The organism is Agrobacterium sp. LEGMi-208b, from assembly GCF_059511785.1.
Window position 1 is genome coordinate 1,049,630 of record NZ_CM183446.1, and the last position, 25,215, is coordinate 1,074,844.

Annotated in this window: 24 protein-coding genes; 10 read left to right on the forward strand and 14 right to left on the reverse strand. The window is 59.5% G+C overall.

Annotated elements, in window-relative coordinates:
• Positions 1–5 precede the first annotated feature (5 nt).
• Positions 6–1,793: a heparinase II/III domain-containing protein gene (locus AC5YUO_RS19430; RefSeq protein ID WP_496156421.1), complete on the reverse strand. Its 1,788-nt coding sequence runs from the start codon at positions 1,791–1,793 to the stop codon at positions 6–8.
• Positions 1,794–2,040: 247 nt separating this feature from the next.
• Here AC5YUO_RS19430 and AC5YUO_RS19435 point away from each other — a divergent pair, with 247 nt between their 5' ends.
• The 9 genes from AC5YUO_RS19435 to AC5YUO_RS19475 all read left to right on the forward strand — a co-directional run bounded on the left by AC5YUO_RS19435 (position 2,041) and on the right by AC5YUO_RS19475 (position 12,963).
• Positions 2,041–2,970, forward strand: a complete 930-nt coding sequence (locus tag AC5YUO_RS19435) for a carbohydrate ABC transporter permease (protein WP_371259430.1) — start codon at positions 2,041–2,043, stop codon at positions 2,968–2,970.
• Between the two features lie 3 nt (positions 2,971–2,973).
• Positions 2,974–3,810: a carbohydrate ABC transporter permease gene (locus tag AC5YUO_RS19440; RefSeq protein WP_496156422.1), complete on the forward strand. Its 837-nt coding sequence runs from the start codon at positions 2,974–2,976 to the stop codon at positions 3,808–3,810.
• Between the two features lie 4 nt (positions 3,811–3,814).
• Entirely contained in the window at positions 3,815–4,987 is a 1,173-nt protein-coding gene (locus AC5YUO_RS19445) for a glycoside hydrolase family 88 protein (protein ID WP_496156423.1), read from the forward strand.
• Between the two features lie 13 nt (positions 4,988–5,000).
• Complete coding sequence (locus tag AC5YUO_RS19450) at positions 5,001–6,110, forward strand: ABC transporter ATP-binding protein (protein ID WP_496156424.1); 1,110 nt, start codon at positions 5,001–5,003, stop codon at positions 6,108–6,110.
• A gap of 19 nt (positions 6,111–6,129) precedes the next feature.
• On the forward strand, positions 6,130–6,831 hold the full coding sequence (locus AC5YUO_RS19455; protein WP_496156425.1) for a DUF624 domain-containing protein: 702 nt from the start codon (positions 6,130–6,132) through the stop codon (positions 6,829–6,831).
• A gap of 50 nt (positions 6,832–6,881) precedes the next feature.
• Positions 6,882–8,162 carry an ABC transporter substrate-binding protein gene (locus tag AC5YUO_RS19460; protein WP_003519651.1) on the forward strand — a complete coding sequence of 427 codons (1,281 nt, stop codon included), beginning with the start codon at positions 6,882–6,884 and terminating at the stop codon, positions 8,160–8,162.
• A 66-nt stretch (positions 8,163–8,228) separates the two neighbouring features.
• Positions 8,229–10,094 carry a DUF2264 domain-containing protein gene (locus tag AC5YUO_RS19465; protein ID WP_496156426.1) on the forward strand — a complete coding sequence of 622 codons (1,866 nt, stop codon included), beginning with the start codon at positions 8,229–8,231 and terminating at the stop codon, positions 10,092–10,094.
• Between the two features lie 5 nt (positions 10,095–10,099).
• A complete protein-coding gene (locus AC5YUO_RS19470) occupies positions 10,100–11,767 on the forward strand; it encodes an acyltransferase (RefSeq protein ID WP_496156427.1) in 1,668 nt (555 codons plus the stop codon).
• Positions 11,768–11,817: 50 nt separating this feature from the next.
• Complete coding sequence (locus AC5YUO_RS19475; RefSeq protein WP_003519654.1) at positions 11,818–12,963, forward strand: alpha-hydroxy acid oxidase; 1,146 nt, start codon at positions 11,818–11,820, stop codon at positions 12,961–12,963.
• Positions 12,964–13,002: 39 nt separating this feature from the next.
• Here AC5YUO_RS19475 and AC5YUO_RS19480 read toward each other — a convergent pair whose 3' ends face one another.
• Positions 13,003–13,347 carry a hypothetical protein gene (locus tag AC5YUO_RS19480; protein WP_496156428.1) on the reverse strand — a complete coding sequence of 115 codons (345 nt, stop codon included), beginning with the start codon at positions 13,345–13,347 and terminating at the stop codon, positions 13,003–13,005.
• A gap of 165 nt (positions 13,348–13,512) precedes the next feature.
• Here AC5YUO_RS19480 and AC5YUO_RS19485 point away from each other — a divergent pair, with 165 nt between their 5' ends.
• Positions 13,513–14,487 (forward strand): GNAT family N-acetyltransferase, encoded by a 975-nt coding sequence (locus AC5YUO_RS19485; protein ID WP_496156429.1) that lies wholly within the window; start codon positions 13,513–13,515, stop codon positions 14,485–14,487.
• 76 nt (positions 14,488–14,563) lie between these two features.
• Here the strand turns inward: AC5YUO_RS19485 and AC5YUO_RS19490 are convergent, their stop codons facing one another.
• The 12 genes from AC5YUO_RS19490 to AC5YUO_RS19545 all read right to left on the reverse strand — a co-directional run bounded on the left by AC5YUO_RS19490 (position 14,564) and on the right by AC5YUO_RS19545 (position 25,179).
• Positions 14,564–15,595 carry an L-idonate 5-dehydrogenase gene (locus AC5YUO_RS19490; RefSeq protein ID WP_496156430.1) on the reverse strand — a complete coding sequence of 344 codons (1,032 nt, stop codon included), beginning with the start codon at positions 15,593–15,595 and terminating at the stop codon, positions 14,564–14,566.
• 65 nt (positions 15,596–15,660) lie between these two features.
• The gene (locus AC5YUO_RS19495) at positions 15,661–16,335 is read right to left on the reverse strand and encodes a 4-carboxy-4-hydroxy-2-oxoadipate aldolase/oxaloacetate decarboxylase (protein ID WP_400816409.1); all 675 of its coding nucleotides are present in this window, start codon (positions 16,333–16,335) and stop codon (positions 15,661–15,663) included.
• A gap of 94 nt (positions 16,336–16,429) precedes the next feature.
• Positions 16,430–17,266 (reverse strand): ABC transporter substrate-binding protein, encoded by an 837-nt coding sequence (locus AC5YUO_RS19500; protein WP_496156431.1) that lies wholly within the window; start codon positions 17,264–17,266, stop codon positions 16,430–16,432.
• Positions 17,267–17,298: 32 nt separating this feature from the next.
• Positions 17,299–18,063, reverse strand: a complete 765-nt coding sequence (locus tag AC5YUO_RS19505; protein WP_400816413.1) for an amino acid ABC transporter ATP-binding protein — start codon at positions 18,061–18,063, stop codon at positions 17,299–17,301.
• Positions 18,060–18,821: an amino acid ABC transporter permease gene (locus AC5YUO_RS19510; RefSeq protein WP_496156432.1), complete on the reverse strand. Its 762-nt coding sequence runs from the start codon at positions 18,819–18,821 to the stop codon at positions 18,060–18,062. The genes AC5YUO_RS19505 and AC5YUO_RS19510 overlap by 4 nt, the downstream gene beginning before the upstream one ends.
• Positions 18,818–19,525 (reverse strand): amino acid ABC transporter permease, encoded by a 708-nt coding sequence (locus AC5YUO_RS19515; protein WP_400816417.1) that lies wholly within the window; start codon positions 19,523–19,525, stop codon positions 18,818–18,820. The genes AC5YUO_RS19510 and AC5YUO_RS19515 overlap by 4 nt, the downstream gene beginning before the upstream one ends.
• The gene (locus tag AC5YUO_RS19520; RefSeq protein ID WP_496156433.1) at positions 19,522–20,310 is read right to left on the reverse strand and encodes an SDR family oxidoreductase; all 789 of its coding nucleotides are present in this window, start codon (positions 20,308–20,310) and stop codon (positions 19,522–19,524) included. Before AC5YUO_RS19520 ends, AC5YUO_RS19515 begins: the two co-directional genes overlap by 4 nt.
• A 181-nt stretch (positions 20,311–20,491) precedes the next feature.
• Positions 20,492–21,427: a 2-hydroxyacid dehydrogenase gene (locus AC5YUO_RS19525; protein ID WP_496156434.1), complete on the reverse strand. Its 936-nt coding sequence runs from the start codon at positions 21,425–21,427 to the stop codon at positions 20,492–20,494.
• Between the two features lie 9 nt (positions 21,428–21,436).
• A complete protein-coding gene (locus AC5YUO_RS19530) occupies positions 21,437–22,192 on the reverse strand; it encodes an SDR family oxidoreductase (protein ID WP_496156435.1) in 756 nt (251 codons plus the stop codon).
• Positions 22,189–23,175, reverse strand: coding sequence for a D-erythronate dehydrogenase (gene denD, locus AC5YUO_RS19535; RefSeq protein WP_496156436.1), 987 nt, complete (start codon positions 23,173–23,175; stop codon positions 22,189–22,191). The genes AC5YUO_RS19530 and denD overlap by 4 nt, the downstream gene beginning before the upstream one ends.
• 43 nt (positions 23,176–23,218) lie before the next feature.
• Positions 23,219–24,730 (reverse strand): tripartite tricarboxylate transporter permease, encoded by a 1,512-nt coding sequence (locus AC5YUO_RS19540; RefSeq protein ID WP_496156437.1) that lies wholly within the window; start codon positions 24,728–24,730, stop codon positions 23,219–23,221.
• Positions 24,727–25,179 carry a tripartite tricarboxylate transporter TctB family protein gene (locus AC5YUO_RS19545; RefSeq protein WP_496156438.1) on the reverse strand — a complete coding sequence of 151 codons (453 nt, stop codon included), beginning with the start codon at positions 25,177–25,179 and terminating at the stop codon, positions 24,727–24,729. Before AC5YUO_RS19545 ends, AC5YUO_RS19540 begins: the two co-directional genes overlap by 4 nt.
• Between the last annotated feature and the right edge of the window lie 36 nt (positions 25,180–25,215).

A 25,215-nucleotide genomic window follows, 5' to 3' on the forward strand; every position in this document is an offset into this window, starting at 1 on the left:
CTTCCTTAACTGATCCTCAGGCACAGGCGTTTGGCTTTGATGGGGATGAGAACGCGATAGAGTGCCGATGGCCAGGATTGGCGAAGGCGAGCGTCCTCGATCGATAGGGCTTCGATGGCAAGCTCCCCCGCACCTTCGCAGGCTATCTCTCCGAGACCCGCAAAGCTCAGGCCGCCCGGCGTGACGGCGGGCTTTTCGGCAACCATCAACGACAGAACCGCCTCCCGGCTGCCCTGATAATCGTCAACGACCTCCACATGGCTGCCACGCAGCAGCCGAACGCAGCGGCGGTAATGCTCGACACCGGCCGAGGCGGGATAGGCCCCAGCCATATCGAAAGAAACCTCCGCCTGTTCTTCAGAGAATGCGGTCACAAAGTCCCTTGCCGTAAACTCTGCCCCGGCAGCCTGCATGACGCCGCCAAAAGTCGGCAGATTGTGAAAGGCCGACTGCATCGTCCAGATGTCGTAGCGCTGTGGCGAGAAGGTTTTTGCGGTGTAGGTTTCGACCCCGACATCGATGATGAACGGCCGGCCATTCTTATAAAGCGTGAAACTGCCGACATCGTTGTGATTATGGCTCTCGCCATTATTGCCCGCCTTAACGGCAATATCGAAGACCTCGTCGCGGACAATCGCCAGCCCGATGCCGGGATAGGCGATCTCGGTCTTCGCCGGTTCCGCAACAGCAAGCGCAGACAGTTCCGGGATGGCGAGAACCGCCTGGACGCGATACCAGAGGTTCCACTCCCTCCGCATCAGCCGGTCCGATGAGCGACGCCAGCAAGCCGCGGCAAAAGCCTGGAGCGGCGGGGAAGAGACGGCTTTACCGAAGAGATATTCCCGCACGCCCGATATCTCGACCTTCGCCGGCGCATCTGCGAAGTTGAAAAAACTCTCTTCCGCCACATGCATGTTGAAGATGAATTCCGCCATGTTGCGTAGTTTCGGCGTCTCGAAGAGTGGCGCCATGGAGCCGGGCGCGGAGGCATCGAGAATGCTCATCGCCCCGAACAGGCAAAGTGCCGCATGGCCGTAATAAAGGACGCCCTCCTCGCAGGCTCCGTCTTCCGCATAATCCTTCTGAAACGCGTCGAGGCTCTTGAGTGCCTTTTCCACGACCAAACGCCGCGTCGGCTGATCGGTGGGCAACAGCAGGGTGGAGAGAAGAACATTCTGGGTGATCCAGGCTGTCCAGTTGTTCATCCGCTCTTCGCCATTCCCCATCCACCAGAAATGACGGGCGAGATAAGGCCTCGTGATGCGCCGGTCGATCTCCGCGCGGACGCGGGAAACGAGGTTGGCATTTGCCTTTTCCAGTTCCGGTGCAAGCAAATGCAGACACAAAGCGAGATTGGCGCCCGTTTCAGCAGCGAACAGGTCGATCACCGGATTTTGCGGATCGGGCAGAGCGTCTCGCGGGCCACCGCGAATATGGGAATTATGGGCGGGCAATTGCCAGCCGCTTTCCTCGCATATCAGCCAGAGACCATCGATGATGGCATCGAGAAAACGGCCCTGCCCTTCCGCGCATTCTCCCAGAACCAGCGCGTTCAGCTTCAGCCGGCGGGAAAAATAAAGTCCTTCGAAACGGTCACGGTTGCCGCTCCGGCTATATTCCCGATAATCGCCCGCCAGAATGACGGACCAGGGCTCGCCAAGAGCCTGCTCCGCCGCCTCGACCAGACTGCCGCGAACCGCCTCCGTTGCTGAAGAGCGAATTTTTTCCGCCGCAAGCTCCACGCCGAAATCGTCGAACCGATCGGGAAGAAGCTGCATCCTTTCGACAAACACGCCCTGAAACCTCCCGCGCGTTCCGTAATCCTATATGGGCCTCCTATCATACGTATTTTTGAAAAACCAGAAAATTTGTCTGACTTTATGCAAAGTTGTTTGACCAATATCGATATTGTGTTATCCAGAGCGCGGGAGGCGGCAGGGCGAAGAGCCGGGCCGCAATGGAAAATGCAGGCAGCCGGCACCGATGAAGCGGTGAAATGGCGGCAATGGGAGATATGCTGTGGCAATCGCAACCGCGACCATGTCCGACAAGCAGGCGACTCCGTATCGCAGAAAAAAACTCCGCATCGTCTCCAAACGGCGACGCGGAATAGAAAATGCGCTCGTCGCCTATTCCTTCATTGCACCCAATTTTCTAGGCTTTGCGATTTTCACACTGGGACCGATCCTTTTTGCCTTTGCGCTCGCCTTCATGCATTGGGACGGCTCCAATGCGATGCGTTTTGCCGGTCTCGATAATTTCTGGCGGCTGTTCGAAGACAGGGCCTTCATCGCGGCTTTCTGGAACACGGTCATTTACACGGTCGCATCGGTGCCGGCCACGCTCGCCTGCGCGCTGGGGCTTGCGATCCTGCTCAACCAGAAAATCCGCGGCCGCAATTTCTTCCGCACGGCCATGTTCTTTCCCTATGTCGCGTCACTGGTCGCCGTGGCCGTCGTCTGGAACATGATTTTCAATCCGGAAATGGGTCCGGTCAACATGCTGCTTTATACGCTCGGCCTCGATCCCGCCGACATGCCGGGATGGGCGGCAGACCGGCATTGGGCCATGGTCACGGTCATCCTTTTCGGCGTGTGGAAGAGCATGGGTTATTACATGGTCATCTATCTCGCCGGGCTGCAGGGCATCAATTCGGAGCTTTATGAAGCGGCGGGGCTGGATGGCGCCAATGCCTGGCAGAAATTCATCCACGTCACCCTGCCGCAACTTGCGCCGACGACCTTCTTCGTCACCGTCATGCTGACGATCCAGTCCTTCAAGGTTTTCGATCAGGTCTACATGATCACGCAGGGCGGCCCGGGCACCTCGACGCTGGTTCTCGTCTACCACATCTACAATGAGGCCTTCATTTCCTGGGATCTCGGCTATTCCAGCATGATCGCGCTTGTCCTGTTCTTCCTGGTTCTGATGGTCACCATCGTCCAGTTCAAACGGCAGCGGGAGGATTGATCCATGCACATCATGGGCCGGAAAATCCCCGCCGCCACTGTTGGCATCTATCTGACGGTCATCGTCGTCACCATCGTCATGCTTCTGCCCTTCGCGTGGATGCTGTCGGCATCGCTGAAACTCAGCCGCGATGTCTTCGCGTTTCCGATAGAGTGGGTCCCCTCGCAGCCGCGCTGGGAAAACTACGTGGAAATCTGGACGAAAATCCCGCTGGCGCTGTTCATCTACAATACGTCGAAGCTGACGATCATCGTCACCCTGCTGCAATTGCTGACGTCAAGCTTTGCAGCCTATGCCTTCGCCAAGCTGCATTTTCCCTACAAGAACACGCTGTTTCTCGGCTATATCGCCACCATTGCCATGCCCTGGCAGGTCTATATGGTGCCGCAATTCCTGCTGATGCGTGAATTCGGGCTCAACAACACCCATCTCGCGCTGATTTTCCTGCAGGCCTTTACCGCCTTCGGCGTTTTCCTGATGCGGCAATTTTACATGTCGATCCCCAACGAACTGTGCGAAGCGGCCCGCATCGACGGCATGAACGAATATCAGATCTGGGCGAAGATCATGCTGCCGCTTTCCAAGCCGGCGCTCTCCACCCTGACGATCTTCACCTTCGTCACGACCTGGAACGACTTCATGGGTCCGATGATCTATCTCACCAAGACAGAGCTGAAGACCATCCAGATCGGCCTGCGCATGTTCATTTCGCAATATTCGGCGGAATACGGGCTGATCATGGCCGCCTCGGTCGTGGCGCTCATTCCGGTTCTCGTCGTGTTCCTGGCATTGCAGCGCTTCTTCGTCGAAGGCGTCGCCTCCACCGGCCTCAAGGGTTGATTTCATGCTCAATTTGACCACGTCCGTTCCAACCCCGATCACAGACGCCGAAATCGATGCGGCGCTGGCCGTGGCCGTCGCGCAGGTCAGGCGCAACCTGCCGCAATTTACCTATGCGGCGCAGAACCACTCGAGCGTGAAGAATTTTTATCCGGCCGTCGCCAATGATCAATGGACCGCCGGTTTCTGGCCGGGCCAGATATGGCTTGCCTTCGAGCATACCGGCGACAGGACCTTCCAGCATGCGGCGCAGATCCAGGTGCAAAGTTTCCTGCATCGCATCGAAAACCGCATCGAGACTGATCATCACGACATGGGCTTCCTCTATTCACCCTCCTGCATCGCCGCATGGAAACTGGTGGGAGATGAGGACGGCAGACGCGCGGCGCTGATGGCCGCCGACCAGTTGATGGAGCGCTTTCAGCCGGTCGGGCAATTCATTCAGGCCTGGGGTCGCAGGGACAACCCCAACGAATATCGCTACATCATCGACTGCCTTTTGAACCTGCCGCTGCTTTATTGGGCAAGCCGTGAAACGGGCCGGGAAGACTACCGCACCGTGGCACTTGCCCATGCCCGCACCACGCTTGCCCATTCCGTCCGGCCGGATGATTCCACCTATCATACATTTTACATGGACCCGGAGACGGGGGCACCGGTGCGCGGCGTGACAAAGCAGGGTTATAGCGACGAGAGCTACTGGGCGCGCGGGCAGGCCTGGGGCATTGCCGGCATGGCCATTTCGTACCGTTACGAGCGCCTGCCAGCCTATCGTGACACCTTCGAGCGGCTTCTCGCCTTCTATCTCAAACGCCTGCCCGATGATCTCGTGCCCTATTGGGACCTGATTTTTGCGGATGGCGATGGCGAACCGCGCGACAGCTCGGCAGCAGCCATCGTCGCCTGCGGTCTTCTGGAAATGGCGGAGCTGGAGACGCCCGAAAAGGCGGCGGAATACCGCGATCTCGCGAGGCGCATGATGAAAAGTCTGGCCGATATCTATTCGGTTCGCGATCCCGCGATCTCCAACGGCCAGCTTCTGCACGGCACCTATTCCAAGAAGACACCCCACAATACCTGCCGGGGCGAAGGCGTCGATGAATGCGTCTCCTGGGGCGATTATTATTATCTGGAAGCGCTGATCCGGCTTTCGCGCAACTGGTCTTCCTATTGGTGAGCGCGAGGAACAGATGGCAAGCATTTCCCTGAAAAAACTCAACAAGACCTTCGGCGCGCTCAAGGTCGTTCACGATATCGATCTGGATATTGCCGACAAGGAATTCATCATTCTCGTCGGCCCTTCAGGATGCGGAAAATCCACGACGCTCAGAATGATCGCCGGTCTGGAAGAAATTTCCGGCGGCGAATTGCGCATCGGCGAGGACGTGATGAATGACGTGCCCTCCAAGGATCGCGACATCGCCATGGTGTTCCAGAACTATGCGCTTTACCCGCATATGACTGTTTACAAGAACATGGCCTTTGGCCTCGAACTCAGAAAAGCGCCGCGCGATCTCATCGATACCAAGGTGAAGGATGCGGCGAAAATTCTCGACATCACCCATCTCTTGAACCGCAAGCCGAAAGCGCTCTCCGGCGGTCAGCGGCAGCGTGTCGCGCTCGGCCGGGCCATGGTGCGCAATCCGGAGGTCTTTCTGCTCGATGAACCGCTTTCCAATCTGGATGCCAAGCTGCGCGGCACGATGCGGTCAGAAATTTCCAAACTGCACAAGCGGTTGGACGCCACCTTCATTTACGTGACCCACGATCAGGTGGAGGCCATGACCATGGCGGACCGCATCGTGGTGATGAAGGACGGCCATATCCAGCAGGTGGATACGCCACAAAATCTCTACGACCGGCCGATCAACATGTTTGTCGCGGGTTTCATTGGCGCACCGCAGATGAACATGCTGCCCGTAACGCTGCGCCGCGACGCTGACCGCTTCGTTGCCCTGTTCGACGGCACCCTACTGCCTTTGCCGGCGGGCATCGATACCGCGCGCCTGCTCCCCTATGAAGGAAAGGACATCGTCCTCGGCATCCGCCCGGAAAATTTCCACGAATTCGCCCCGGCCGATATCGATGCCGCCAATGTCTCCCCCTTCAGGGCGACGGTGGAACTGGCGGAACCGATGGGATCGGAAGTGCATCTCAACCTCGTTTCCGGCGGCAGAAACCTTGTTGCGCGCGTCTCACCGCGTTTCAGGGCAAAGATCGGCGATCCCGTCGAGCTGGTGGCCGATCTGACGAATGCGCAGCTTTTCGATCCCGCCACCGAACGATCAATCCTTTATTGAGGCGACGGGGAGAAACGCGATGCAATGGCTGGAAGCGTTATGGACGAAGGAAGGGGCCGGGATCGACAAGAACGCCCCGCCGCTGACCGGCCTTGCCCTGTTCCTCGATATCATCAAGCGCGAATGGTGGGAGATGGTGAAGCTCAACCTCCTCTTCATCATCGCCAGCCTGCCGGTGGTGACGATGCCGGCGGCGATGCTGGCCATGGCCCGCATCTCTGTTTCCTTCGCAAATGACGAGAATACCTATCTGCTGCGCGACTTCCTCGAGGCCCTTCGAAAATTCGCCCTGCGCGGCACCGCGCTTGTCGTTTTAAGCGCATTTCTGGTGGGCGCTGGTGTTTACGCGACTGTCAGCTACGCCGGGGCGGCCCGACTTCAACTCGTCTACAGCCTGCCTTTTGCGATCAGTCTGGCAGTGACGCTGTTTCTTATCGTCCTCAGCGCCTACGCCATTGTTCTCATGGCGAGACAGGACCTGCCACTTCGGGAAACCCTACGGCAGGCGGCATTTTCTGCGCTCATCACGCCGCTGCCCATGCTGGCGGCACTCGGTTTCGTCACGGCACTCTGGGTCGCGCATATCCTGTTTTATCCGGTGTCCGTCTTCATGCCGGCAACCATCAATTTTTCGCTCGGCATGTTCGCCCTGTGTTTCGCGGCACGAACCGCGGCGCAAAAGCGAGCGCCGATACCCGAACCGGCGGGGAGCAGCACTTAAAGAGCATACCGAAAATCAAACGACATCAGTCAGGGAAGGAGAAACGGGCTATGGAGTTTAAGACAACCAGACGAGCATTCGCTCTCGCAACCGCCGGTCTCGGCATTGCCATGGGCATGGGGGGAACGGCGTTCGCTGCGGGTGATGCGCCCGTAACGCTAAAATGGGCGCTTTGGGATCTGGACAAGGGCGCTTATTTCAAGCCCTTGATGGAGGCCTACAAGCAGAAGCATCCGAATGTGACGTTCGAGGTGGTCGACCTCGGCTCGCAGGACTATACGCAGATGATATCCACGCAGCTCACCGGCGGCTCCAAGGATATCGATGTCGTCACCATCAAGGATGTGCCCGGCTATGCCAATCTGGTGCGCGCCGGCAACATCACCGATCTCAGCGGCTTCATCAAGGACCAGAAGATCGAGACGGCGCCCTATGGCGGCCTGATCGAGGAGCTGACCATCGACGGCAAAATTTACGCCCTGCCGTTCCGCTCGGATTTCTGGGTGGTCTATTATAACAAGGATATTTTCGACAAGGCCGGCGTGCCTTACCCCACCAATGACATGAGCTGGGCGCAGTTCGATGAAATCGCCGGCAAGCTGAAGGGCGGCATGGGCGCCAACCGCACCTATGGCGCGCTCTTGCACACCTGGCGCTCGACGGTGCAGCTGCCCGGCATTCAGGATGGCAAGCACACGCTGGTGGACGGCAATTATGAATTCCTGAAACCCTGGTATGAGCGGGCGCTTGCCCTGCAGAAGAGCGGCGCGATACCATCCTATGCCTCGCTGAAAACATCGAACACCCATTATTCCGCCCTGTTCTTCAACGGAACGATCGGCATGCTGCCCATGGGCACATGGTTTGTCGGAACCCAGATCGCCAAGGTGAAATCCGGCGAGTCGAAAAGCGTCAATTGGGGCATCGTGAAATTCCCCCACCCGGATGGCGTCGCGGCAGGGGCGACGGCCGCGCAGATTGCCGGATTGTCGGTTAATGCCAATTCCGGGCACAAGGAAGCGGCGCTGGATTTCATCCATTTCGTGACAGGGCCCGAGGGTGCGGCGATCATCGCCTCCACCGGCACTTTCCCTGCGCTCCGAACCGATGATGTGGCCGAGAAGATCGCCGCACTGCCGGGCTTCCCGCAGGACCAGAACAGCAAGGACGCGCTGCAGGCAGGCAAGGCCTATCTGGAAATGGCGGTCAATCCGAATGCGGCCAAGATCGAAGTTGTTCTGAACCGCGTGCATGACGCGCTGATGACCGACAATATTTCCATCGATGACGGCATCAAGGACATGAATGACGGCGTCAAGGCCATCAAATAGTTGCCGCAGGGCCGCAGGCGGTGAGCCTGCGGCCCTTTCTCTGATCACGACCGGAAATTGATAATCGTGCCTTACGACAGCGCCACAGCCAATCCGCTCTTTCACAATCCGCTTCGCAGCCGGGACGATCTCGCAAAGGCGGTGATCGACCTCTTCAATCCGCTGCTGGCCTGTTTTTCACCCGGCGGCGCGCGTGTCCGGCTCGGCGCAACGGGGGCGATTTTCGATTTTCCTGCGGCGGAACTGGAGGGGTTTGCCCGGCCCTTATGGGGCATCGTTCCGCTTGCCGCCGGCGGTTATGACTTTCCGCACTGGGATCTCTACAGGCGTGGACTGGCCAATGGCACCAACCCGGCCCACTCCGAATATTGGGGCGACACGGCTGATCGACACCAACGGCTGGTCGAACTGGCGGCCATAGGATTTGCGCTCGCCATGGTTCCCGAACATATCTGGGAGCCGCTAGCCGAAACGGACAGGCGGGCTGTCGCCGCCTATCTTCTGGCCGCCCGCGAGCGGGAGTTCGTCGACAATAACTGGAAATTCTTCCGCGTCCTGATCGATCTCGGGCTGGAGCGGGTGGGTGTGGAATTCGACCGCACCAAGACCCTGGCCTATCTCGATGAACTCGAGGCTTTCGATATCGGCAACGGCTGGTATCGCGACGGGCCGGTGCGCCGGGTCGATCATTACATTCCCTTCGCCATGCATTTTTACGGCCTGATATATACGGTGCTGACGAAAGGCGACGAGGCCCGCAAGACACGATTTATCGAACGCTCGCGCATTTTCGCCCGCGACATGCGGCACTGGTTCGGGCCGGACGGCGCCTCGCTCGCCTTCGGACGCAGCCAGACCTATCGTTTTGCCGCCGGCGGTTTCTGGGGTGCTCTCGCCTTTTCCGGTCTGGAGGCGCTGCCGTGGCCGGAGATCAAAGGTTATTATATGCGCCACATCCGCTGGTGGTCGAAGCGGCCGATCGCCGATCGCGATGGCGTTCTCTCCGTCGGATATGGCTATCCGAACCTCCTGATGAGCGAGAGCTACAATTCTCCCTGCTCACCCTATTGGGCGCTCAAATTTTTCCTGCCACTGGCGCTGCCTGCCGACCATCCCTTCTGGATGGCCCCTGACGCGGAGCCGCAGGAATTCGCCGAGCCGATACCTTTGCCGGAACCCGGCATGGTAGCCTTTCATACGCCGGGCAATGTCGTCGTCTTATCCTCCGGACAGCAGCATGACAGGATGCGCGGTGCGCAGGAGAAATATTCGAAATTCGTCTACTCCACCCGTTATGCCTTTAATATCGAGGTGGATGACCGGCATTTTGCCGCCGCAAGTTTTGACGGCATGCTGGGTCTTTCCGATGATGGCGTGCACTTCCGCACCCGCGAGACAATGGAAGAGGCGTTGATCGCCAGGGATTGCCTCTATTCCCGCTGGCGGCCATGGGCGGATGTCGAGATCGAGACCTGGCTTGTGCCGCAAAATCCCTGGCACATAAGGCTGCACCGCATCCGCACCCCACGCCCGTTACAGACATCCGAAGGCGGATTTGCCATCGAACGCATGGATTTCAACCGTGACCGAACAGAAGCGGGAGAAGGTCGTGCCGCCTGTTACGGACATGCCGACACAAGCACCATCGCCGATCTTTCGACTGGTATGCGGCGCGAAGGCGTGTGCCATCAGGCAATCGCCAACACCAATCTCATCCACGCCAGAACCCTCGTTCCGCAATTGCGCGGCACCATCGCCTCCGGCGAAACGCTGCTGGTGACGGCGGCTATGGCACTGCCGGCCTGCAAAGAAGCAGAGGTCGCATTGGCTGCCCTTCCCGATATTCCTGATCTCCCGAGGCTGGAAGAGATGTTCAAGCGGGAGGGGCGACGTGTTCCCGCTTATGCTCTCGATGAAAACCGCGCAGGCTGACGGAGATGACCGACGACACATCGGGCGTTTCCCAGAGACCGGATCGACTGAACATCCTGACCTGGGAGCGGAAGCAGGAGGATATCGACAGCCCTGACCATCAGGCGCGGCTGCGTGGCCTTGAGCGCTCTGCGAACGCCGTTTTTGGGCAGAACGTTTACATTGCCGACAAGGCAGAGGTGCATACGGACCGGCTATTGATGGGTGCGCAGTCGTGGATCGCCGGTTACGCAATCGTGCGCGGCGATATCGAACTCGGCGAACATGTCTCGATCAACCCCTATGCCTGCCTTTCCGGCAAAGTGAGGATCGGCAACGGCGTGCGCATCGCCTCACACGTCAGCATCGTCGGCTTCAACCATGGCTTCGATGACATTGAAACTCCGATCTATCGCCAACCATTGACCTCGCTTGGCATAGAGATCGGCGACGACGTCTGGATCGGCGCCAATGCGGTTGTGCTGGATGGCGCGAAGATAGGATGCGGAGCTGTTATCGCCGCAGGCGCAGTTGTGGCGAAGGATATTCCCGCCATGGCCATTGCCGGCGGTGTTCCCGCCCGGGTTCTGCGATATCGCGGAGAAAAAGCGGCCGCGCCGAAACTGACGGAACCCGATCGCCTGTTGCAGAAACTCGGCGGGGAAATCGCCGACGACTGGCTTGCAGCCATCCGCTCCTATGGCGAAGACGGCATCTATCGTTCCGCCGATGCATCCGGACATGAGGTGGAAAGCGTCAGGCATCTATGCGATGCCGTCGAAATCGCAGCCGCCTTCGGACAGGAAAAGATCGCTTTCGATGCCGGAAAAACGGTGGCCAGCCTTCAGGCCCTGCAGGATGCCAAAACGGGACTGTTCTTCGCCCGCAACCACCGCCCCTCGACGCCTCCCGAGAAGGACCCTGCCGTTCTCTACAACATTCTGGCTGTCGGATATGCACTGGAATGTTTCGGCGCCGGGCCGAAACAGCCGATTGCTTTTGTGGAGCATATCCGCACCGACGAACTCATCCTCCTGCTGGAGGAATTGCCATGGCAAAACCGGGCATGGCATTGCGGCGCCACGATAGACGCCATCGCCACCGCGCTTTATTTCAACAGGCGCTATTTCACATCCGGCGACAACCTCACCGTTCTCTTCGGCTGGCTGGCAATGAAAGCGGGTAAAACCACCGGCCTCTGGGGTGAGCCGACTGCCGCACAGGGCCTGCTGCAGCCGGTCAACGGCTTTTACCGGCTTACCCGCGGCTCTTATGCCCAGTTCGGCCTGCCCCTTCCCTATCCGGAAGCAGCAATAGACTCCGTCATCGCCAACTATCGTGCCTATGGCGGTTTCCATGGCGAGGATTTTAATGCCTGCAACCTGCTCGATACGATCCATCCCCTTCTTCTGTGCCTGAAACAGACGGATCACCGGCAGGACGAGGCAAAGGAGATAGCCCGGAACATTCTTCGCCGAAATGAGGGACGCTGGCAAAGGAACAGGGGATTTTCTTTCGCCGAGGGGCATCCGGCCGGGTTGCAGGGCACGGAAATGTGGATGTCGGTTCTCTGGCTTGCAGCGAAGCTTCTCGGTGCGGAACATCTCCTGCCGTTTCAACCTCGAGGCATCCATCGCTTTGAGCCTGCGGAAATCGTCCGTGGCCTGATTGCCCGCTCCAGATCTCCGGTATAGGTTTCCGACACTCTTTTGAAAGCTTTCAAACCGGACCGGTCGAGTAAAAGATGCAACTCAAGGACTGCTATAATTTCCACGATTTTCGCCGCATGGCCAAACAGCGTCTTCCCGGACCGATCTTCAACTACATAGACGGCGCTGCCGACGACGAGGTGACGTATCGGCGAAATACGGCCGCCTTCGAAAAATGCGATCTCGTTCCCGATGTGCTGCGGGGCGTGGCCGATGTGGATATGTCGGTCACCGTCATGGGGCAGAAGCTGTCCATGCCGGTCTATTGTTCCCCGACGGCGCTGCAACGTCTCTTCCACCATCAGGGGGAACGGGCGGTTGCGGCAGCGGCGGGGAAATACGGTACGATGTTCGGCGTCTCTTCGCTCGGCACCACGAGCCTTGAAGAAGCGCGCCGGATCAGCGGCGGCCCGCAGGTCTATCAGTTCTATTTCCACAAGGATCGCGGCCTCAACCGCGACATGATGGCGCGCGCCAAGAGCGCCGGCGTCGAGACGATGATGCTGACGGTGGACAGTATTACCGGCGGCAACCGCGAACGCGACAAGCGCACCGGATTTGCCATTCCGTTCAAGCTCAATCTTTCCGGCATCGCGCAATTCGCCATCAAGCCGGCCTGGGGCATCAATTACCTGACGCATGAGCGCTTCAGCCTGCCGCAGCTCGACGACCACATTAAAATGGACGGCGGCGCTCTTTCCATCAGCCGCTATTTCACTGACATGCTCGACCCTTCGATGAACTGGGACGACGTGGCGCAGATGGTGCGTGAATGGGGCGGGCCGTTCTGCCTTAAAGGCATCATGTCAGTGGATGATGCCAGACGCGCCGTGGAAATCGGCTGCAGCGGCATCGTGCTTTCCAATCACGGCGGCCGCCAGCTGGATGGCTCCCGCAGCGCCTTCGATCAGCTGGCCGAGATCGTCGATGCGGTCGGCGACCGGATCGACGTGATGATGGATGGCGGCGTGCAGCGCGGCACCCACGTTCTGAAGGCACTGTCCCTCGGCGCAAAAGCCGTGGGGCTCGGCCGCTATTACCTTTTTCCCCTTGCCGCCGCCGGGCAGCCGGGCGTGGAACGGGCGCTGGAACTGATGCGTATCGAAATCGAACGCGGCATGAAGCTGATGGGTTGTACCTCTGTCGATCAGCTCACACGCCGGAACCTTCGGTTCCGTTGAGCAGGCGGTGCGGCTGCAACAGAACTGGGCAGAGCGCGGTCACAATCGGCCACTGAAACCGCATGCCATTTCAGCGGCGTTTCGTCGTTGCTCCTGAAGCGCCATGCCGATATTCCAGACGAGCGCCAGGCAGACAAGTCCGCAAAAGCAGGCTGAAATCAATGACCGATGGCGCTTGGCTCCAGACATAAACATCCAGCCGATGATTGCATAAACCGCAAGCGCCGGCACGGCGGCAATCAGAACGGATATCGGGCCATCGCAATCGACGGCCTCGATGCCGATGACCCGATATTCGTTCGGGGTTGCCACCAGACCGAGCACGGCCACGGGAAACATGGCGGCTAAAACCGCATAGCGAAAAAATCGGGGCGTGTCTGGCATTCCTGCTCCATAGCCGGATAATCAACTATCGCGAATAGCACAGGCGGATTCCACCTTGCGGACCCAGCGAATGTCGGCAACCGTGAAATCAGATTGCCCGCTTTTGCTGAGAAAGCCAGCATTTTAAGCCGACGGCAATCTTGGCAAACAAAGCAGAATGTGATTATGGTTGCACGATGCAACCATAATGGATTGAACGTGCCCCAACAAGCTTTCCCCATAAATGACATCCGTTCCACCTCGCGTCGGCTTGTCCGCGAACTCGGCTTCATGGGCGGAGATTTTGCCGGCACCGATCTGCCACCCTCCGCTGTGCATGCCCTGATCGAGATCGAGGCATGCCCCGGCATCACGGCACGGGATCTGGGAAAGCTTCTGCGGCTTGAAAAATCGAGTGTCAGCCGCATGCTGCGCAAACTCGTGCTGTCGGGCGATGTTCGCGAAGAAACGGATGAAGTGGACAGTCGCATCAAGCGGCTGCGTCTAACGGAAAAAGGGCAAGAAAAGGCGGATGCCATTCATGGCTTCGCGAACCGGCAGGTCTCCGGTGCCCTGACGCAACTTACGTCAGCGGATGCCCAAACGATCCTCGAAGGGCTCCGTCTTTACGCCGATGCGCTGGGAGAGAGGGGCAATGCTGCTGCTCCCTCCGTAGAGATCAGGGAGGGATATAGACCTGGCATCATTGCCCGGATCACGCAGATGCATGCGCTTTATTACGCCCGGACATCCGGTTTCGGACAGCGTTTCGAATCCGTCGTGGCCGAAGGCCTCGCCGTTTTTTGTAACCGGCTGGAAAGCCCTAAAAATGCTATCTGGGTCGCCATGCGCGGACAGGAGATCATCGGCTCCGTCGCTATCGATGGCGAGGATATCGGAGCGGATATTGCGCATCTGCGCTGGTTCATCGTTGATGACGGCGTGCGCGGCGGCGGTGTCGGACGCAGGCTTCTGGCGACCGCGCTGGCCTTCGCCGATGAAAAAGGGTTTGCCGAAACCCATCTGTGGACATTCAACGGCCTTTTGGCCGCACGGCACCTTTACGAAGCCCATGGTTTCACATGCGTCGAGGAACATCCGGGCAGCCAATGGGGAAGCGAGGTTCTGGAACAGCGCTTTGTCCGGCCGCGGCCCGAATGATCTTCAACCGTGACGCCTAAACGGCCGCCACCGGAATCTTCCTGCGGCCGTTTCCAAATCAAGGGATCGGCACCCGTTAAAAGGCGAGCTGAACCTTCATCGACCTGCTTCTGTCACCGGCGGCTTCAAATGCCGCAACCGCCTCCTCCAGCGGGAAGGTGCCGGTCAGCAGCGGCTTTAAATCAACGCGGCGCTGGTTGATGAAATCGACGGCAAGTCCAAATTCCTCATGGAACCGGAAGGTGCCCTTCATCTCGATTTCCTTGGCCACCACCATGTTCTGCGGGATGGACACATCGCCGCCGAGACCGAGCTGAACCACGGTGGAGCGCGGCTTCAGCGCCTCGAGACCCGAGCGGACGGCCCTTTCATTTCCGGATGCCTCGAATTGCACATCGAAATAACCCTTGTTCACCGAATAAGCGGAGAGCGCATCCGGATCGCTGGCGACATTGATGACGCGATCAGCACCGATGGCGAGCGCTTTTTGCAGAACCGCATCCATGACATCGGTCGCGACGATTTCCCGGGCGCCATGGGCGCGTGCGGCGATGATGGCCAACGCGCCGATCGGCCCGCAGCCGGTGACCAGAACGCGTTTGTCGGTCAATGCGCCGGCGCGGTTGACGCCATGCAGCGTTACCGCGAAAGGTTCGGCCATTGCCGCTTCATGGATGGAGACACCATCCCGCACCTTGTGGCACTGATAGGCCTCGGCAACGAGGCGCTGCCGGAATGCACCCTGAATATGCGGCATGGGCATGGCCGAGCCATAAAAACGCATGTTCAGGCACTGGTTCTGCTGGCCCTTCAGACAAAATTCGCAATGGTTGCAGGGCCGGCTCGGCGATACGGCAACGCGATCGCCGACGGCAAGATGGGAGACACCCTCCCCCAGAGCCTTGATGGTGCCGGCCACCTCGTGGCCAAGGATCATTGGCTCACGTACGCGCACGGTGCCGAAGCCGCCATGATTGTAATAATGCAGGTCGGAGCCGCAGATGCCACCCGCCTCGATGGCCACCTCGACCTGCCCCGGGCCGAGTTGCTCGGTCTCCCGTTCCTCGATCCGCAGATCCTTCGCCGCGTGGATGACAACCGCTTTCATAATCTCTCCTCCCATAAGGCTCACACGGCGGCAGTCGCCGCCGTTGCCCATTGTCCGGACTTGTCTCAGATATCGACCACGAGGCCCTTGGCTTTCAGCACAGCCTCAAGCTTGCTGACCTCGATCACCGACTTGCCCTGTTTGTAGGCTTCGATGTAACCGGCTTCGGCATCTTCACGCGCCTGCGAAAGCTTGGCCGCTTCCTGCGCTTCATCGCGTCTGACGACGACAAGACCATCGGCATCACCGACGATGATATCGCCCGGATTGATGATCTCACCGCCGACGATCACCTGATCGTTGACCGCGGCAATGGTCTCCTTGACCGTGCCCTTGATGCAGACGCTGAGCGAGAAGACCGGGAAGCCGAGATCTCGCAGCTGCAGCGTGTCGCGCACGCCGGTATCGGTCACCAGACCGCCGATGCCTTTTGCGAGGCAGGCATTGGCGAGAACATCGCCGAACGAACCCGCTTCTTCATATTCGCCGGCGGAAACGACAATGATGTCGCCCGGCTTGGCATAGTTGATGGCCAGCTGCAGCATGATGTTGTCGCGCGGCGCACATTTGACCGTGAAGGCCGGGCCGCAGAGTTTCATGCGATAATCGACCGGCTTCAGCCGCGACGACAAAGCGCCGCGACGCCCCTGCGCCTCATGGATCGTCGCAGGAGAGAATTTGGCAAGGGCGTCGACATCCGCCTTGGCCGGACGCTGCGCGATATCTTTAATGTGGATCATGAAAACCTCCCACGTTGAAACCGTCGGCGAGAATGTCTCGCCGACCGATGATGATGTTGAATGGATGGAATGATGGCCGAGGCTGAGCCGAAGCTCAGGGGATCGGGTCGAACTTCAGTTCGGACAGAGGCACAACCTTATCGGTGCGCGTCATCTTGTATTCGGTGTTCGGGCCAAGCCACTTGTCCCAGATGCGGTTGATCTCGCCATCCGTATCGAGCTTGCGGAGAATTTCGTTGATCTTGGCGGTCAGCGCCGGATTGTCCTTGGCCATGCCGATGCCGATGGGCTGGAAGAGCATCGGCTCTTCGATCATCCGCATCTGCTTGCCCTTGGTCTTGGATTCGTTGACGAACTTCGTCATCGTCATGGTGTTGCCGACGATGCCGCGCGCCTTGCCCTGCTGCACGGCGAGATAGGCGGACGCCGTGTCTTGGAACGTCAGCGGCTCGGACTTGTTGAGCTTGACGGAGAGTTCCGACGTCGAGCCCTTGCTGGACGCGATGCGCTGGCCGACGAAATCAGACTTCTTGGTGCCGGGGTCATCGACCGGAACGATCAGCATTTCCTTAGCCAGATAATATGGATCGCTGAACTGGATCTGCTCGGCGCGGCTCTGGGTATAGGCAAGGTTGGCGACCGAGAGGTCGACGCGGCCGAGCTTAACTTCGGGAACGCGCGCTTCGACCGACACCGGCTTGATCTCGGCCTTGACGCCCAGTTCCTTGGCGATGGCGCCGCAGAGATCGACGTCGAAGCCGGCCATCTCGCGCGTCTTCGGATCCGGCGAGGCGAAAGGCGGCACGTCTGCGAATGTCGCGCAACGCAGCGTCTTGTTCGCAATGATCGTGTCGAGCTGGTCAGCCTTGGCCGGCAGGACCGCAGCCGAGGTGGCCAACACGGCGGTAAGAGTAATGCACTTCCAGTTCATTTCAGTTCTCCCTGTTATTATAGAGGTTGGTCCTAGTGTCTCAGATCGGCAAGAAACCGCTGAGCACGGGGATGTTGCGGATTTTTGAAAAACTCGTCCGGTTTTGCCGTTTCGAGAATGCGCCCGGCATCGATGAACCAGATGCGGTCGGCCACTTCACGGGCAAAGCCCATTTCGTGGGTAACGCAGAGCATGGTCATGCCTTCGGCGGCGAGGCTCTTCATGACGGCAAGCACTTCGCCGACCATTTCCGGATCAAGCGCTGAGGTGGGCTCGTCGAACAACATGACCGGCGGCTCCATGGCAAGCGCCCGCGCGATGGCGACGCGCTGCTGCTGGCCACCGGAAAGCTGGGCGGGATAGGAACCGGCCTTGTCGGCAAGGCCGACGCGATCGAGAAGCTTCAGCGCCTTGTCATGGGCCACAGCCGGAGAAACGCCCTTCACCCGGATCGGTGACATGGAGACATTCTCGACCACCGAAAGATGCGGGAAGAGGTTGAAGCTCTGGAAGACGAAACCAACCCGGCTGCGCAGCGCATTCAGCTCCTTTGCGCGCATCTGGGCATGGATATTCCTGCCATCCAGCGTGATCGAGCCGCTGCTGATTTCCTCAAGGCGGTTGATCGTGCGGATGAGGGTGGACTTGCCGGAGCCCGATGGCCCGCAGATGACAACGACTTCGCCACGGGTGACGTTTTCATTGACATCCTTGAGCACCTGATAATCGCCATAGCTTTTGCAGACCTGCGAAAGCGTGATGGTATAATCCTGAGTGGCGGAAACTGGCGCGGTCATAGCTGCTCCGTAACGATATTGGCGGGGGCCGGTGCCGTGTCAGCGGCAAGCTTGCCACGCGGGCCGGCCCGGCGGCGGGCGATACGCCGCTCGAGAAGATTGGCGACATGGGTGAGCGACCAGCAGATGATGTAATAAACCAGCGCTAAAATGAGGAAGACCTGGAAGGGCTGGGTCAAAAGCTGGTTGTTCACCTGGTTTGCCGCAAAGGTCAGATCAGGCACATTAATGACGTAGCCGAGGGTCGTATCCTTGATGGTGGATACGAAGGTCGAGATCAGGCTCGGGATCATGTTGTAGAGCGCCTGCGGCAGGATGACATAACGCATCGCGCCGAAATAACCGTGGCCGAGTGCCCGTGCCGCGTCCATCTGCCCCGTGCCCAGCGATACGATGCCGGCGCGGACGACTTCGCTCATGAAAGCGCCCTGATAGATGACGAGCGTGGTGAGCATGGTGATGAAGCTCGGCACGTCGGCCCCTGTCCAGAGCGGAACGAGAAAATAGCTCCAGAGGATGAGCATCAGAAGCGGCACGCCGCGGGTGAAATACACCACCGCGGTCACCGGCCAGCGCAGGACCCGCCATTTCGACAGCCGCGCCAGCGCCATCAGGATGCTGACGGGAAAGGCGAGCGCGATGCTGAGCGCCGACAGGATGAGCGTATTGGCAAGGCCACCGAGCGGACCGTTGGGATATTGGCCGATGAGGAGCAGCAGCCAGTAATCCTTTATGATTGCGATCATGTCGTGGATCATGCCCGTGCCCTCCGGAGAGGATTGGCACGCATGGAGATATAGGCCCCAAGACCCATGATCAGCAGCGAGAAGAACAGATAAAGCACGGTGGCGACCAGATAGACCTCAAACGTCCGGAAACTCAGATTCTCGACTTCCTTGACCGCATGGGTGAGTTCCGGTGCGCCGATCAGAACGCCGAGACTGCTGTTCTTGAACAGCGAGGTGCTGTGATTGATCAGCGGTGGCAGCGCGTTACGGACGCCCTGCGGCATGATGACGAACCGCATGGCCGAGACATAGCTATGCCCGAGCGCACGTGCGGCCTCCATCTGGCCGGGATTGATGGAACGAACGCCCGAACGCAGATCCTCGCTGAAATAGGCCGCCTGACAGAGGCCGAGGCCGATAATGGCGAAGATCGCTTCCGCATTGTGGCTGGAAAGCCAGCTGGCAAGCCCGCTCGGCAGCAGCGTGAACACGCCGAAATACCAGAGCATCAGCTGCACGAGTGTCGGAACGTTGCGGTGATAGGAAACATAGGCCGCCACCAGCGGATCACCGAAGCGGAAAGGCGACAGGCGGATGGCAAGCAGCACGATGGCGAGCGACATGGCCAGCAGCCATGAGCCGGCATAGATGATGAACGTCATCTGGATGCCATGCAAAAGCATCGAGACATAGTCCGCATTGTTCAAAATTGCGCCGAGGTCAAAACCGCTCACGCGACTTTTCCTCCGGCTCCGCCCGCCGCGACCTTATTTTCAGCCGTTTGGGGCTTGGCCGTCTGCAGCCCGCCCATGACCTGAAGCGTCGGGGTGATTTCCATGTGGCCGATATTCATGGCCACGGGTGCGGCGATGGCGAAAGCGATCGCATCGGCGATATCGGAAGCCTGCGGCAGCTCGAAACCATCGATGAAACGTTCGCGAATGCTTGGATCATCGCCATGAACATGGTTGAAGATATCGGTCGCGACGCGGCCGGGGCAGATTTCCGTCACCCGCACGCGTTTGCCGAAAGCATCGATGCGCAGCTGGTTGGACAGCATCGCCACGCCCGCCTTGCTGGCGTGATAGGTGGAGTTGCCGCCGAAATTATAATTGCCGGCAATGGAGGAGATATTGATGACGTGGCCACGATCGCGCGCCACCATGCCCGGCACCACCATGCGGCACAGATGCAGCACGGCGCGCAGGTTGACGTCGATCAGCAGATCGATATCGCTCTCATCCGCTTCCAGAAATTTCTTCGGGCGGTCGACACCGGCATTGTTGACGAGGACATCGAATGCAACCTCGCTGGTCAGTTTCGCGAGCGCCGGCCGGTCCGTCACGTCGATGGCATGCGCGAAGCAACCCGTGCGCTTCGCCAGCTGATTGAGAGCATCCGCACTTCTGGCAACCGCATGCACTTCCAGCCCTTCGCGGCAAAGGCGCTCAACGACGGCGGCGCCAATTCCGGAAGATGCGCCGGTTACGAGTGCGGTCTTGTAGTCTGAGAATGGCATGTTTGTCCCCTATCGTTGAGCAAACATTAGTGAAGCTTTCATCGCTTGCCTAAGACCGATTTTTTTTGGAGTAATAAGCAACTTGTATGGATGGCAAATGCAGGCATCGCTTTCGGTGATGTGGCGGTCCGACTTGCGGCGATATCCACCTCCCCGCCACCGGCCGGAGTAGCGGAGCCGTTTAGACAACCGGCGTTGGCAAATCTTTCCCGGCAAAATGCGCATCCAGATTGGCAAGAACCAGAGCGCCCATTTCCAGCCGCGTCTCATGGGTCGCAGCACCGATATGCGGCGCGAGAACCACATTGCGCATGCCGATCAGCGCCTCGGGAACATGCGGTTCGTTCTCGAAGACATCGAGCGCCGCCCCCTTCAACCCACCCGCCATAAGAATATCGACCAGGGCCTTTTCATCGACAAGCGACCCTCTGGCGACATTGACCAGAACCCCGTCCGGCCCGAGCGCCTCCAGCACCTCACGGTTGATGGCATGTTTCGTCTCCGGCGTTGCCGCGGCCGCGACGATCAGGACGTCGCAGGCGCTCGCGAGCGACACGGCGGTCGAATGATATTCATAGGCCACATCCTGTTTCTGCCGGCTGAAATAGGAAATCTCCGCATTAAACGCCTCAAGCCGGGCCGCGATGGCGCGACCGATGCGGCCAAGCCCGAAAATGCCGTAGCGCCGCCGCGAGGCCTTGTTGCCCAGCGGCATCTCGGCTTTTTTCCATTCCCCGGACCGAACGTGATGATCGGCGCGCACAAGCTGGCGCAGCAGCATGACGGAGAGACCAATGGCCAGATCGGCCACATCCTCGGTCAGAACATCCGGCGTATTCGTCACCCGGAAGCCGCGTGCGCGGGCCTGATCGAGATCGACCTTGTCGAAGCCGACACCGTTGATGGCGACGATTTCGAGAGCGGGCAGACAGGCGGCGAGTTCAGGTGCGACACCGATATGGCCGCCGGTGACGACGGCCTTTATCGACGCCGCCTCGGCCTGCAGAAATGCCTGCTTGTCGGATATTTCATGCCAGCGATGGACCCGGAAGCGCTTTTGCAGTTCGGCTTCGATCTGCGGCTGAAGCGGGTAGGTTTGCAAAAGATCGGGCTTCATGCGCGCTCCTTATCCGCGACCGACGAAAGGCATGCCGCTTGCCATGACGGTCATGGTCAGCACATTTGCTTCCAGAGGTAGCGAGGCCATGTGCACCACGGCCTTGGCAACGATGCCGGCATCGATCGTCGGTTCGATGGCCGTGCTGCCATCGGCCTGCAGCACGCCGGTTGCCATGGCGCGCGTCATCTCGGTGCTGGCATTGCCGATATCGATTTGCCCACAGGCGATGTTGAACGGCCGGCCATCCAGTGCGGCCGATTTCGTAAGCCCGGTGATCGCGTGTTTGGTCGCGGTGTAGGGCGCGGACCGCGGTCGCGGCGTGGTGGCCGAAATCGAGCCATTATTGATGATGCGCCCGCCCTGCGGCGACTGCGCCTTCATCTGGCGAAACGCCGCCTGGGTGCAGAGAAAAGCGCCCGTAAGATTGGCCCCGACCACCGCATTCCAGGTTTCGAACGGCACATCTTCGATATGGACCGCCGGTGCCGACATGCCGGCATTGTTGACCAGAAGGTCAAGGCGGCCGAAACGCCCGATCACGTCGGCAAACAGCCGTTCGACATCGGCTGGAACGGAAATATCGGCCGCGACGGCCAGAACACGGTCTCCATGTTCGCGCCATTCGGCGACAGCAACATCGAGAACCTCCCGCCGCCGGCCCGTTACCGCGACACTGTACCCATCTTCCAGAAGCGCTTTGGCAATCGCCTTGCCGACTCCTGTTCCTCCGCCCGTGACGAGCGCGATCTTTCCGTCACTCATGCTGCTTTCCCCTCCAGCTCATCTTCCACATGCGCCTGAATAATTTCGGCGAAGGATGTTTCCGCCCTGAAGCCCAGCGACAGCGCGAGCTGCGGATCATAATCCTCCGCCCAACCGTCGACGATCCGGATGATCCGCTCGTCGGGAACGCGCTTGATAAGCGCCACGGCCTTTTCCCCGGCAAAGGCGCGCAGGGCCTCGATCTCGTCAGCCACCGTGGCCGAAAGCCCCGGCATGATGAGATTGCGGCGGACGCCAAGCCCTGAGAGATCGACGGTCGCGGCGCGCAGCAAGAAGGCGACGGCCGAGCGCGGGCTGGCGAACCAGTGGCGCACCGTATCGGCAACCGGCAACACCGCTTCCTGGCCCACCAGAGGTTCGCGCAGAATATTGGAGAAGAAGCCGGAAGCCGCCGCATTCGGCTTGCCGGGACGGATGCAGATGGTGGGCAGACGAATGCTGACGCCATCGAAGAAACCACGACGGCTATAATCCGCGAGCAACAGCTCCATGATCGCCTTCTGCGTGCCGTAGCTGGTCAGCGGCGCGGTCAGGAACTCGTCGCCGATGACCTTGGGGAATGGCGATCCGAACACGGCAAGCGACGAGCAGAAGACCACGCGCGGCCGGTATCCGTCCTTCTGATGTTCCAGACGAATGGCCTCGAACAGCGAACGCCCGCCATCGAGATTGATGCGATAACCTTTCTCGAAATCGGCCTCCGCCTCACCCGAAACCACGGCGGCGAGGTTGAAAATCACATCCGGCCGTTTTGCGACCAGCTTTTCGGCGACGCCGGCATTCGACAGATCGCTGCGCTCGATGGTCACTGTGCCGCCGAATCCCTTCGGCGCAACCGGCTCGAAAACATCCGTCAGCATCATGTCGGTGATCTTCTCGCCACCAAGCGTTCCGTCAGAAGCAAGACGTTGGGTCAATTTGCGGCCGATCATTCCGGCCGCGCCGATTATCAGAATATGCATTATTTCACCTTCGTTTGGCCGGCGGCGCCGGCTCGATTGATTGTCAGTCGTCGTCACCCTGAAACACCACCTCGCGGCGGCGCATGATCGCCGGCATCGCCATCATGATGACGACCGTGCCGGACAAAGCGAGCAGGGTGGCGCTGATCGGATGGGTGATGAATGTCGAGAAACTTCCCTGTGAGATCAGCAGCCCGAGGCGCATGTTCTGCTCCAGAAGCGGACCCAGCACGAAGCCCAGAACCAGCGGCGCCGGTTCACAGCCAATCTTGCGCAGAAAGAAGCCGACAATCCCGAAAACCGCGCAGAACAGAACATCCACGACGCTATAGGAGAGCCCGTAAGCACCGATGGCGCAGAACATCAGGATGGCGGGGCACAAATAGCGGTAGGGAATGCCGAGAAGGCGAACCCAGATGCCGATCAGCGGCAGGTTCAGCACCAGAAGCAGCAGATTGCCCACCCACATGCTGGCGATCAGCCCCCAGAAGAGATCGGGCCGCGACTGCATGACTTCAGGTCCCGGGGTGATGCCCTGGATCATCATCGCCCCGACCATCAGCGCCATCAGGCCGTTGGCGGGAATGCCAAGTGTCAGAAGTGGAATGAAGGAGGTCTGCGCCCCGGCATTATTGGCGCTTTCCGGGCCTGCCAGTCCTTCGATCGCGCCCTTGCCGAATCGGGATGGATCCTTGGCGATCTTGCGCTCCAGCGCATAGCTCGCGAAAGAACTCATGATCGCACCACCGCCGGGCAGCACGCCAAGGAAAGAGCCGAGCGCCGTGCCGCGCAGCACGGCGGGAAAGGCCTGCCTGAAATCTTCTTTCGTGGGCATCAGCGATCCGGTCTTTGCCGTGCCCGCATCGCGCTCGACACCCTGCTGCAGATTAAAGAGGATTTCGCTGACGCCGAGAAGTCCGATGGCCAGCACGACAAAATCGATGCCGTCAAACAGTTCGGCCATGCCAAAGGTGAAACGCTGCTCACCGGATGTCGGATCGATGCCGACCAGACTGAGGGCAATGCCGAAGGCGACCATGCCGACCGCCTTGACCGGCGATCCGCTCGACAGGAACACGGCAAACAAAAGCCCGAAGATCACCAGACTGAAATAATCGGCCGGCCCGAAGGCAAGCGCTATGGCCGACAGCGGCTTTGCGACAACCACGATGAGGATCGTCGCCACCGTGCCGGCAAAAAACGAGCCGAGCGCCGCCGTGGCCAGCGCCACACCCGCCCTGCCCTGGCGAGCCATGGCATAACCATCGATGCAGGTGACGACGGATGAGGATTCGCCCGGCAGATTGACGAGGATCGCCGTTGTCGAGCCGCCATATTGCGCACCGTAGAAAATGCCCGCCAGCATGATCAGTGCGGCCGTATCCGGCATCGTATAGGTGATGGGCAGAAGCAGCGCGACGGTGGCGGAAGGGCCAATGCCCGGCAGGATGCCGATCATCGTGCCGAGCGTGACACCCAGCAGGCAATAGAAAAGATTGACGGGCGTGACGGCCACACCGAAACCGAGGACGATATTGGAAAGAAGATCGGTCATGGCAGCAGCGGTATCCTCTGTCCGAGGCCTACAACGAAAATGAGGATGCAGGCGAAGATGAGCACGGCGGAAAGCAGCAGCACCTCAACCGGCCGGATCCTGCCATAGGCGATGCAGGCGAGCAGGATCAGCACGAAGGCCGCCGCGATGAAGCCCAGCGGCTCGATCAGCAGTGCAAATCCGGCAATGCCGGCCACCGCCAGAAACGGACGCATTTTCGGCGCCACCCAAACTTCGGACGGTGTCTTTCCCAGCAAATCCTGCAAAAGCAGCGCGATGCCGAGCGCGAACATCAATGCCGCAATGACCGTCGGCATATAACCCGGGCCGGGCTGGAAATTGGTGCCCATGCTCAGCGGTCGCGCGCCGTAATAAAGCCCCGCGGCGGCCACCAGAAAAAAGGCCCCGGACAGAATATTCGCCGTCAGTTTCGAGCCGTGTCCGGCCATGATTATCTCCCCTCCTCATTACGGAATACGCCGCGC